The sequence below is a fragment of the Rhodothermales bacterium genome (assembly GCA_040221055.1).
Classification (GTDB): Bacteria; Bacteroidota; Rhodothermia; order Rhodothermales; family UBA10348; genus 1-14-0-65-60-17.
The window spans coordinates 99,374-110,000 of record JAVJVN010000014.1 but is presented as its reverse complement, the minus strand read 5'-3'; the positions used below and the strand labels follow the sequence as shown (position 1 = coordinate 110,000).

Below are 10,627 nucleotides of genomic sequence, written 5' to 3'. Positions count from 1 at the left end.
TGTCGCGGATGTCCTGCCGGACTCCATACCGTCTGCCCACGCGAACACCATCACGCGCCAGGACCCCGAAGCCGGGGCCCACGTCTCACCGCGAACACCGGTCACCCTCTGGTACTCCACGGGACTGGGCAACACCTTCGTGGAAGTCCCTGATGTGGTCGGGATGGATGTCAAGGAAGCCCGGCAGTTCCTGCTGGAAAGAAACCTGCGATCCATCGTACTCGGCTCCCTGACCGGACCGGCGGAGGACCATGTACTTCCGATTACCGGACAGAGCCCGGCGGCAGGTGCGAGTGTCCGGGAAGGACACGAAGTCCGCCTGCGGACTGAACGGGCTCAGTCGCCCTGACTTTCCACGACGTCCACACCCAGTTCAGGAGAAGTCTGGACAACGACCTGCTCACGATGCTTGGTGGGCATGACGCGTCCCGTGTAGTCCGGCTGGATGGGAAACTCCCGGTGACCCCGGTCTATCAGGACTGCCAGCTGGATGGATCGAGGACGCCCGAACGTCACGACGGCATCCAGGGCCGCCCGGACCGTACGGCCGGTGAACAGTACATCGTCCACCAGGATGACGTCCTTGTCCGTCAGATCCGGAAGTTGCTGCGTATCGGCGGCATCGTCGGCCCGGTCATCCCGATAGGTTGACGTATCCAGACCGAAAGCGTGCAGGTCGTGGTTCTCTATCCGGTTGATGTCGGCTGCAAGCCGATCGGCCAGGACGGCACCGGATTGAAGGATGCCCAGGATGACCAGGTTTACCGCGCCCCGGTTCCGCTCCATTATCTGATAGGCCAGCCGGTTGAGGGTTCGCTCAACCTGTCGGGCCGACATGATCCGGGTGCGCACGGCCACCTACTGGAACATGGCTTTTAGGCTACCCCACGTCCGACGCGTTGCGGTCGACGTGTAGTTCAGGGACTGCGAGCGCAGCACCTCCCGGATGCCATTCGTATATACGACCTCAAGCCGGTAATCCAGCTTGTCCGACCCGGACTTGAACACCTGGGTGTCGCGGAATGCGTATGCCTTCTGGGGGCCATGGCCCGGAATGCCGTGGACCTTCACGAACTGGTCATTGCTGCTTGGTGTGCGGCGCTGGATTTCGAACTCCCGCACATCTTCTTCCAAATCCGTAGACCAGGTCACAATGAAATCCGCTCCTTCCGGCCGGACTTCGAATCCGGACAACTGGACACGCCCGGAGACGACGGCGGCGCCGGTGAGGACAACCACGAGGGCTATGAAGAGAATGGATTTCATGGGACGGGCAATATAAGCGCGCTGGTCCTTCGGATAAAGGACTTCATCATACGGTAATACACACAAAGGGTTCAGAGTGCCCATTACGACGCCTCCGCCCCGGCTTTGTCCCTGTGAGGACACGCCTCTTTCCGGCAGTGGCCGTACATGTGCAGGGAATGGTGGGATATTTCAAATTCAAAGATCTCCGCCACCATGTCCCGGATGGTCTGGATGCGCGGATCGCAGAATTCGTACAGGTGGTCACAATCCAGACAGATGAGGTGGTCGTGTTGCCAGAAGCTGTAGGATCGCTCGAAGGTCGACTGTTTGTTGCCGAACTGGTGCCGCACCACCAGATTGCAGCCGACCAGCAGCTCCAGTGTGTTGTACACCGTCGCCCTGCTGACGGCGACATTGCCGGCGCGCAATCGGGACAGCAACTCGTCGGCGTCGAAGTGGGCGTCGATCAGGTAGACTTCCTCGAAAATCGCCTGCCGTTCCGTGGTCTGACGCAGCCCCTGCTCCTTCAGGTACGCCTGGAACCGGGCGCGTGCTTCGTCGAGTTGGTGTGGGGCCAGTGTCTGCATGCTCCGTGTACCCCGGCTTGAAAGTGTCAGTTCCGCTCCGGCAACAACCCTTCCACATCTTGCCAGATGGCCTTCGCAATCGCATCGGCGTCCCGCGCGCCATCAATGACGCGAACACGGTCCGCTGCCCATTCGGCAATGCGGTCATACGCCTCCGTGACCCGCGTGAAGAAGGCCCGGTCTTCGTTCTCCATCCGATCCGCCCCGGCCCGGGAATCCCGATGCGTCAGACGCTCCCTGGCCACGTCCACCGGTACACGTATATAATAGGTGCGATCCGGAACGAGTCCGCCCGTCACCGTTTCCTGGAAATCAAGCAGCCACCTTGGGTCGGCAATGCCGCGACCGCCTCCCTGATACGCCACCGTCGAATCGAAGAACCGATCGCAGATGACCACTCCTCCCCCGCGGGAGTGGGGCCGGATTTCCTCGGACACGAGCTGGGCCCGGGCCGCGGAAAAAAGCAGCATTTCGGCCATCGGATCAATCCGGTTGCGCTTGTCCAGCAGCAAGTCGCGGATACGTTCGGACACGTCCGTCCCCCCCGGCTCCCGCACGAACAAAGGCTCGTATCCTGCATTGGCCAGCCGGTGGAGCAGGCGATGGGCCTGCGTGCTCTTCCCTGAGCCGTCTATGCCTTCAAAACTGATGATCATATGACGTTCCTGGTCTGTGTCCTCCACGACAAACTACGTTTCTGACGTTATATATGATTGGATTCCTTGCGGTATATTGTGCTGCCTGAGATCCTGTCGCGGCCCATACACCAGCGGATGAACATGTTCAATTTCGGATTCGACGATTACGACGATTTTCCGGATGACGGACGGCTCGAAGAGCTTGCCGCTCGTTTCGAGGATGCAACCGCGTCTTCCTGGTTCGACTCCGATACGTTGGAGGAGATCGCCACGTTCTATTTCGAACGGGGTCGATTCGATGAATCCCTGCGGGTCGTGGACCGACTGCTGGAAATGCAGCCCTATTCGTCCGACGCATGGATGCGTCGCGGTATCCTGCTCAACAACATGAGCCGGCATGAGGAAGCGCTCGACGCCTACGACAAGGCGCTGGAGCTGAATCCGACGGACGTGGAAACACTTGTGAACCGGGGCATCACCCTGGACAGCCTGGATCGAACGGAAGAAGCGCTGGCCGCATACGACGATGCCATGCGCATTGACCCGAACAATGACGAAACGTTGTTCAACCACGGAGTCACCCTGGAGCGCCTGAACCGGATTCAGGAAGCCGTATCAGTTTTCGAGCGTTGTGCGGAAATCAACCCGGAGCATCCGGAAGTCTGGTACGAACTGGGGTTCTGCCATGACCGACTGGACCGCGTCGAGGATTCCATTGCGAGCTACGATCGCCACCTGGACATCGACCCGTACTCCAACGACGCGTGGTACAACCGCGGCATCGTGCTCAATCGGATGGGCAAGTACCGGGAAGCCGTCGAGTCCTATGACATGGCCATCGTCATTGCGGAGGAGTTCGCGTCAGCGCATTACAACCGCGGGAACGCACTCGCGAACCTCGGCGATCTGAGGGGGGCCATTGCCGCTTACAAGCGCGTCATCGAAATCGAAGGACCGGATGCGGCCACCGCCTACAACATTGCCCTCGCGTTCGAGGAACTGAAACTCTACGATTCGGCCATCCATTATTTCGAAATGGCCATCGAAGCGGACGATTCCTACGCAGAGGCCTGGTACGGACTGGGGTGCACCTTCGATGCCCTCGAGCGCTTCGAGGAAGCACTGGCGTTCTTCAACCGGGCCGTCGTACTGAACCCGGATACGCCAGATTTCTGGTACGCCAAGGCCGATTGTGCCTACAACCTGGGTCGCTTGGCCGAATCCATCAATGCCTACCGCACCGTGGTCAGCATCTCCCCCGAGAACGGGGAAGCCTGGATGGATTTTGCCGAGACGTTGTTCGAAGCCGGCCAGGTGGAGCAGGCACTGAATGCCTATCGCAAGGCCCTCGACCTGAAGCCGGACAGTGCAGAAACGTACTTCAGCCAGGCCAAGGCCCTGTTTGCCATGGGGCAATCGGAAGAAAGCATCCGATCCCTCAAAATGGCCTTCCGGCTCGATCCGCAGCAGCGGGATGAATTCCCGCATGTCTATCCGGAACTGTATCGCGACGTGAATATCCGTCACCTCCTGGGATTCGACGGTTAAGGTCCGGATGATGCCACGTTGGATTGTCCATGTCCTTCAGGGCATTGCCATTGGTGCCGCCAACGTCATTCCCGGAGTCAGCGGTGGCACCATGGCGCTGTTGTTCGGCATCTACGAACGACTGATTGCGGTTCTGGGGACCTTGTTCAAGGCCGGTCTGGATGTGGTCCGCCTGGATTTCCCCGGGTTCAGGACCCGCTTGACCGACATGCCGTGGGTGTTCTTCCTGTCTCTTGCATCCGGCATCCTGTTGGCACCCATTGCGGGGGCTGCCCTCATTCCCGACCTGCTCGACGCCTATCCGGAAATCAGCCGGAGTCTGTTTTTCGGGCTCATCCTGGGGTCGGTCCCCATCCCGTGGCTGCGAATTACGAAGCGGACCGCGTCCCAGCTCGTGGTCATGGCCCTTTCTGCCGCTGTAGCGTTCTACCTCGTCGGCCTGCCACCGAGGGAACTGGCCGACCCTTCGCTCCTGGCCTTCTTCCTGGCCGCTGCCGTGGCCATCTGCGCCATGATCCTCCCGGGGGTATCCGGCGCATTCCTGCTGCTCATCCTGGGCATGTACAAGCCCGTATTCCAGGCCATCGAGTCGTTTGATGTCGTGGTCATCGGCACCTTCGCCCTGGGTGCCGGGCTGGGGCTGGGCTCGTTCGCACTGGGCCTGAAATGGCTTCTGGACCGGTATCACGATCTGACCATGGCCGCCCTGGTGGGCCTCATGGCCGGATCCCTCCGCTCCCTGTGGCCATGGTTGTCGGAAGACCGGAGCATGTTGCTGCCCGATGCCGGCTCCGATATGCTTGTTGTGGTGGCGTGGGGCATCTTCGGCGCCGCCATATCCATTGGCATGTTGTGGTGGGAGGTCCGACGGATGCGCCGGAAAGAGCAGGGTCCTGCGTCCTCAGTTCCCGGTCGTGATCGGCACCACCACACTTGAGCCCATTCCGGCCGGTTCACGACCCACTTCCAGGACCTTGACAATGGTGTTCGTGGCCGTGTCGATGACGACGACCGTCCCCGGCTCATGCAGCTGGCCGGTTGCGTGGCGGGACGTGTAGGCACCATCTTCATTCCGGTTCGAGACGAATACATGTCGGCCGTCCCGGGATACGGCCACGCCGTGCGGCTGGGCCAATCCGGGGCCCTCGATTTCAGCCAGGATCGTGGCGGTATTGGCCCGAAATACAGTCACCCGGTCTGCCCCCTTGTTGGCCACATAGACCCGCGTCCCATCCGGCGTGAACGTCAGGTGCCAGGGATCCGAGGCGACGTCCACCGATTGCCGTTGCACGATGGCCAGTGGATTGGAGATGTCGTAGACGGTGATCTGGTCGCTCAACTGGCCGGTGGCCCACAATTCGTCTTCGCCCGGGCGGACCGCAAATTGGATGAAGGCCCTTGAGGGTCCCTCGATGGAGGAAATCGTGACCTCCCGCGACCCGGTGGACACCGAAAAGAACTGGTCCACATCAAAGCTGGCGCTGAACAGCGCATTGGTCGTGAAATTCAGGGCGAGCGCATGGGGACGCGGAAAGACAACCGGGATTTCCGTCGCGGACATGTCGGACCGCCTGATTTCCGCGATACTGGATGCCGGAGTCACCACGGAGAGCGCCCGTCCGGCATAGACGCGACCATTGGCCGGATTCAGGGCCAACAATTCCGGATGCTCCACCGGTACTTCCCCGAGGACCGCACCACCCCGGGTCAACTTCACCACTTTGTTGTCGCCCGTCAGCGAGACATACCACAGCGACCCGTCCGGCTCCACGGCCACATGGGCAGGCGCCGAGCGATCGCTGTATCCCATGTCGTCCAGATGGAAATGCCGCGCCACCACGAGGAAGGAGGGGTCGATGACCGACACGGTCCGGTCCCCCTGGTTGGCCACGTAGATCTGGTCGCCGGCCTGCTCGTACGGCGCGTTTCCCAGGTCGTTACGGGCCCCTTCGTCAATCCATCGCTTGAGGAGGGCCAGTTCGTCAGGGCTCAGGTTGTCGCCACCCGCATTCAGGGGATGCGGCGTGTCGGCGGTGTTTTCCAGCAACCGGATCATCCGACTGTGCACGGCATCGAACGCGATGAGTGCTTCCCCGTGGCTGGAGCCGGCAATCACGTGCTGCCACGTATCCAGGCGCAGCCCGGCCGATGCGGCATCGCCGGCATGACATGACGTACACCGATTGTTGAAAACGGGCTGGATGTGGCGGGAATAGACAATCGTATCCACTTGGCCGGGACCGGGTGTCTTGTCGTCGCCGAGCAGATCGCACCCGGAGGCCACAAGAAGCAGACCGATGACCAGGATCCTCATCGTGCCACGACCACCGTACGGACGAGGTCCATCCCGTCGCCCATTGCGCGGACATAATAGAGACCTGCGGCCAGCGATGACGTATCGACCGACAGGGCCGCTTCCGACAGTGCTGACATCGGTGAGTCCATGAGGACCTCCACTTCCCTACCGCGCGCATCAAACAGGGCAACACGCACATGTTGATCGACTTTGGACAGAACGGTCACGCGGGTGGACGATGTGGCGGGATTCGGAAAGGGGTCCTGGAGGACCAGCGATTCCGGCAGCACGAACAGGATGTCCTCCGCCATGATGGTTTCCCGGCCGTCCAATTCGACCAGGACCAACTGCACGGGATAGCGTCCGGGCTCGAGATCGGGCACGGAAAAGGTAAACGGCCCGGTGGTGGTCACGTCCAGTCGCGACTCGGTGGTATATCCGGCGTATCGGCCCACGCGCAGTTCCAGGGACGCCGGGGCGCGGACGCTGGCAATCCGCCCGGTGAGACGGATGGTGGTCGAACGCGCCTCGAATTCGAGATGGTCGACCGTGGTCAATCCCTGCTCCGTCGCTTCAAGTACGAACAGACCGTTGTCCCGATCACTGACCAACACGGTACCATTGGACAGCCACGGATAGACGCTCCAAGCCCCATTGAAATTGGCGTTGTTGTCTGCCGGGTAGGTGTCGAACCACCCGGAACGGACGGGATTCGCCGGATCGGAAATATCCAGGATCTGCAGCCCCGACGAGTAATTGGCCTGGAAAACGAGGTTATCCTTGACGTACAGGTTGTGGTCAATACTGGCATTCGGCGACGAGAAGGTGGACAGCAGGACCGGGTCGTCGAGATCCGACACATCAAAAACCCGGGTCCGGGTCGTGTGGCCGAAGGCATTCTCGTCCAGTTCGTCGTTCTGGATAAGGTACCGGTGATCGTCCGTGAACCATCCCTGGTGGATGTAGGCTGAACCGGGGTACGAGGCGACGCCGACCGTCCGCGGTGACTGCCGGTCCGTGACGTCCGAGATCACAATGCGGTCTTCGTTGTACCCCACGCAGATATCCCGATTGCGGTGCGCGGTGTCGGGACCGTCATAGACCACGCACTGGGCGTCGTGCGAGTACCCGCGACGGGATGAGCCATCCGTGAAGCACCCGGCAAAGGATGGATTCATGGGATCGGAGACATCCACCAGGTGCAATCCCCCTCCGCAGGTCGTGCCTCCTCCGTTGGCACCGACAATGACAATCAGGTTCGTGGATGCATTTGCAACCACGTTGTGGGCCGCCCCGATGCCTGTATAGGTGGTGGAAGCCTGGAAGGTCTGCGGAGCCGGACCCGCCGTCCGCAGCGCGGTCAGATCGAACACCTGCATGCCGTGGGACGCGGAGGCCGATCCGTCCGCGACCACGAACATATGGTGGCCGATGACCTTCATGTCGCGCCATGTGGTGGTTCCGGAGCCGGGTGTCCGCGGAAGATGGCCTACGACCCGGGGGGTGTCCGGCTGGGTCACGTCGACGAAGGTAATGCCCGCCATGGTGCCTACAAGTGCGAAGGCACGACCGCTGACAGCATCCTCCCACGCCCACAGGTCATTCAGCCGGACGCCCGGATCCAGACCCAACGCCGATCGGTCGAGGCGGGCGCGGAGATCCACGTTTTCGCATCCATGCACGCCGGCCTTGCCGTCCACGCAGGCCTGCGATTGGGCCATGGTGGGGTAGGCCGTCCCGGCCGCCATCGGGAAGATCACGCCGAGCAACGTCGCCACCGCGAAAAGCAATCCGCGAACGGTCGCGTCAGGTGTCCAGTTCGTGTGCATGAGGGCAGCAGGGATTGGAAGGCTGTTGAACAAGTGGCGGGAACGTAACTTGCGTGTGAAGAAACCAAGATCCGCATGTACAACCTGAAAGATCGAATTGTGTTCGTGACCGGTGCAAGTTCCGGCATCGGCCGTGCCACGGCGGTCGCCGCCGGACAGGCCGGAGCCGACGTCATCGTGGCGGCTCGGCGGTCGGGACGGCTGGACGAACTCGTGGGCTTCCTGCAGGACGAAGTCGGTGTTCGTGCGCTCGCGGTGCAGATGGATGTCACGGACCGGGAGGGCGTGCGCTCGGCGGTCGCGGCTTTGCCGCCGGAGTGGATGGCCGTTGATGTGCTGGTGAACAACGCGGGTAAGGCGCTGGGGCTGGCAACCAGCTTCGAAACCACCGCCGAGCATCTGGACGGCATGCTCGATACGAATGTGAAGGGGTTGCTGTACGTTACGCAAGCCGTGCTGCCCGGTATGCTGGAGCGCGGTCGGGGACACGTCATCAACATCGGCTCGACGGCCGGGCACTGGGTCTACCCCGGTGGGACGGTCTATTGCGCATCGAAACACGCCGTACACGCCCTGAATGAGGGGCTCAAGATGGACGTCCATGGCACCCCGGTCCGCGTATCGGCCGTAAGTCCGGGTCTCGTGGAGACGGAGTTCTCGATCGTACGGTTCGAAGGGGATTCGGATCGTGCGGACAGCGTGTATGCGAACATGACGCCCTTGACGCCCGAAGATGTGGCCGATGCCATCCTGTGGTGCGCGACCCGTCCTCCCCACGTGAACATCAGTGAGGTCCTGATGATGTGTGTCGATCAGTCCCATGCCACCCTGGTCAACCGGAAATCGAAATGATGCGCTTTGCTCGTGGACCCGTGTCGGGCCTTTTTCTGGTGCTGCTCCTGTTGCTGGGCGGATGCGTCCAGCCGGATCATGACGTCATCATCCGTGGAGGCACGGTGTATGACGGCTCGGGAGGCGCGCCTTATGTGGCGGATATTGCCATTTCGGGGGATTCGATTGCCGCCATCGGGATGATGCCCACGGAGACCGCCCGCCGGGAGATCGATGCCACGGGCCTGGCGGTGGCACCCGGGTTCATCAACATGCTTTCCTGGGCAGCAGGTCGCCTGGAACGGGACGGCCGCAGCATGAGCGACATCGTGCAAGGGGTCACCGTGGAGGTGTTCGGCGAGGGCACGTCGGAGGGACCGGTGGGCGGACGCTCCCTGGCGGCCTGGATGGACAGCCTTGCCGACGCCGGAATTTCCACCAATATTGCTTCGTTTGTGGGCGCGGCGACGGTGCGCGTTCATGAACTGGGCTATGCGGACCGGCGGCCGACCCCGGAGGAGTTGGATCGCATGAAGGCTCTCGTGCGACAGGCCATGGAAGACGGCGCCCTGGGTCTGGGCAGTTCGCTGATCTATGCCCCCGGCTTCTACGCGGACACACAGGAGTTGATTGAACTCTCCCGCGTGGTTGCGGAATACGATGGGCTGTACATCTCGCACATGCGTTCCGAGGGCAACCAATTGCTGGAAGCCCTGGACGAATTGCTGACCATTGCCCGAGAGGCCGACGTGCGCGCCGAGGTCTGGCACCTGAAAATGGCCGGCGAGTCGAATTGGCACAAGTTCGACGCGGTCGTGGAACGGATTGAAGCGGCCCGGGCCGAAGGGATGGAGGTGGCCGCGAACATGTACACGTATACGGCCGGCTCCACCGGCCTGGACGCGGCCATGCCACCGTGGGTCCAGGAGGGCGGCGACGGGGCCTGGCGGGAGCGCCTCATGGATCCCGATATCCGCGCCCGGGTACTGGAAGAAATGCGGACCCCGACGAATGAGTGGGAAAACCTGTATCTGGCGGCAGGTGCCGAGGGTACGCTGATTGCCGGCCTCCGGCAGGATTCCTTGCGTTACCTGACGGGGCGTCGGTTGTCGGAAATCGCGGCCGAGCGCGGACAGAGTCCGGAGGACGTGGCCATCGACCTGGTCATCCACGACTCGAGTCGGGTCGAGGTGGTGTATTTCCTGATGTCCGAGGAGAACGTGCGGAAGCAGATTGCCCTGCCTTGGATGACCTTCGGATCGGATGCCGGTTCGATGGCACCGGAAGGCAATGTGCTCCTGTCCAGTCAGCATCCTCGGGCATACGGCAATTTCGCCCGGTTGTTGGGTCGGTATGTGCGGGATGAGGGTCTGTTGTCCCTGGAAGAGGCCGTCCGGCGCCTCACGTCCATGCCTGCCGAACGCCTGCGCCTGGCGGGTCGGGGGCAATTGACTCCCGGCTATCTGGCGGATGTCGTTGTCTTCGACCCGGCTACCATCCAGGACCATGCGACGTTCGAGAACCCTCACCAGTTGTCGACCGGCGTGCACCATGTTGTGGTGAACGGTGAAATCGTCCTGCTGGACGGCCAACACACGGGAGCCATGCCCGGCCGGGCGCTGCGCCGGGCCGAGAAGCGCTGAAGAGCTG

At 61.9% G+C, this 10,627-nt stretch carries 11 protein-coding genes (1 of these 11 only partly in view); 5 read left to right on the top strand and 6 right to left on the bottom strand.

Annotated elements, in window-relative coordinates; genetic code table 11:
• On the top strand, window positions 1–349 hold the 3' end of the coding sequence (locus tag RIE53_08120) for a PASTA domain-containing protein (GenBank protein MEQ9104652.1). 422 nt of this gene lie to the left of the window's left edge; only the last 349 of its 771 coding nucleotides appear in the window; its start codon lies beyond the left edge, outside the window; its stop codon occupies window positions 347–349.
• Here RIE53_08120 and pyrR read toward each other — a convergent pair.
• The 4 genes from pyrR to tmk all read right to left on the bottom strand — a co-directional run bounded on the left by pyrR (window position 337) and on the right by tmk (window position 2,491).
• Window positions 337–852 carry a bifunctional pyr operon transcriptional regulator/uracil phosphoribosyltransferase PyrR gene (pyrR, locus tag RIE53_08115; protein ID MEQ9104651.1) on the bottom strand — a complete coding sequence of 172 codons (516 nt, stop codon included), beginning with the start codon at window positions 850–852 and terminating at the stop codon, window positions 337–339. The two genes, RIE53_08120 and pyrR, sit on opposite strands and share 13 nt — an antisense overlap.
• A gap of 6 nt (window positions 853–858) precedes the next feature.
• A complete protein-coding gene (locus tag RIE53_08110) occupies window positions 859–1,266 on the bottom strand; it encodes a hypothetical protein (protein ID MEQ9104650.1) in 408 nt (135 codons plus the stop codon).
• An 83-nt stretch (window positions 1,267–1,349) separates the two neighbouring features.
• Window positions 1,350–1,835 carry a transcriptional repressor gene (locus RIE53_08105; GenBank protein MEQ9104649.1) on the bottom strand — a complete coding sequence of 162 codons (486 nt, stop codon included), beginning with the start codon at window positions 1,833–1,835 and terminating at the stop codon, window positions 1,350–1,352.
• Window positions 1,836–1,861: 26 nt separating this feature from the next.
• The gene (gene tmk / locus RIE53_08100; GenBank protein MEQ9104648.1) at window positions 1,862–2,491 is read right to left on the bottom strand and encodes a dTMP kinase; all 630 of its coding nucleotides are present in this window, start codon (window positions 2,489–2,491) and stop codon (window positions 1,862–1,864) included.
• Window positions 2,492–2,557: 66 nt separating this feature from the next.
• Here tmk and RIE53_08095 point away from each other — a divergent pair, with 66 nt between their 5' ends.
• Window positions 2,558–4,021, top strand: coding sequence for a tetratricopeptide repeat protein (locus tag RIE53_08095; protein ID MEQ9104647.1), 1,464 nt, complete (start codon window positions 2,558–2,560; stop codon window positions 4,019–4,021).
• Between the two features lie 7 nt (window positions 4,022–4,028).
• On the top strand, window positions 4,029–4,958 hold the full coding sequence (locus RIE53_08090) for a DUF368 domain-containing protein (GenBank protein MEQ9104646.1): 930 nt from the start codon (window positions 4,029–4,031) through the stop codon (window positions 4,956–4,958).
• On the opposite strand, the gene RIE53_08085 is transcribed toward RIE53_08090, so the two are convergent.
• Window positions 4,923–6,335, bottom strand: coding sequence for a beta-propeller fold lactonase family protein (locus tag RIE53_08085; protein ID MEQ9104645.1), 1,413 nt, complete (start codon window positions 6,333–6,335; stop codon window positions 4,923–4,925). The genes RIE53_08090 and RIE53_08085 overlap by 36 nt on opposite strands.
• Window positions 6,332–8,146, bottom strand: coding sequence for a choice-of-anchor B family protein (locus RIE53_08080; protein ID MEQ9104644.1), 1,815 nt, complete (start codon window positions 8,144–8,146; stop codon window positions 6,332–6,334). Before RIE53_08080 ends, RIE53_08085 begins: the two co-directional genes overlap by 4 nt.
• Window positions 8,147–8,221: 75 nt before the next feature.
• Here RIE53_08080 and RIE53_08075 point away from each other — a divergent pair, with 75 nt between their 5' ends.
• Complete coding sequence (locus RIE53_08075; protein ID MEQ9104643.1) at window positions 8,222–8,998, top strand: SDR family NAD(P)-dependent oxidoreductase; 777 nt, start codon at window positions 8,222–8,224, stop codon at window positions 8,996–8,998.
• Window positions 8,999–9,018: 20 nt separating this feature from the next.
• The gene (locus RIE53_08070) at window positions 9,019–10,620 is read left to right on the top strand and encodes a D-aminoacylase (protein ID MEQ9104642.1); all 1,602 of its coding nucleotides are present in this window, start codon (window positions 9,019–9,021) and stop codon (window positions 10,618–10,620) included.
• Window positions 10,621–10,627: the final 7 nt, after the last annotated feature.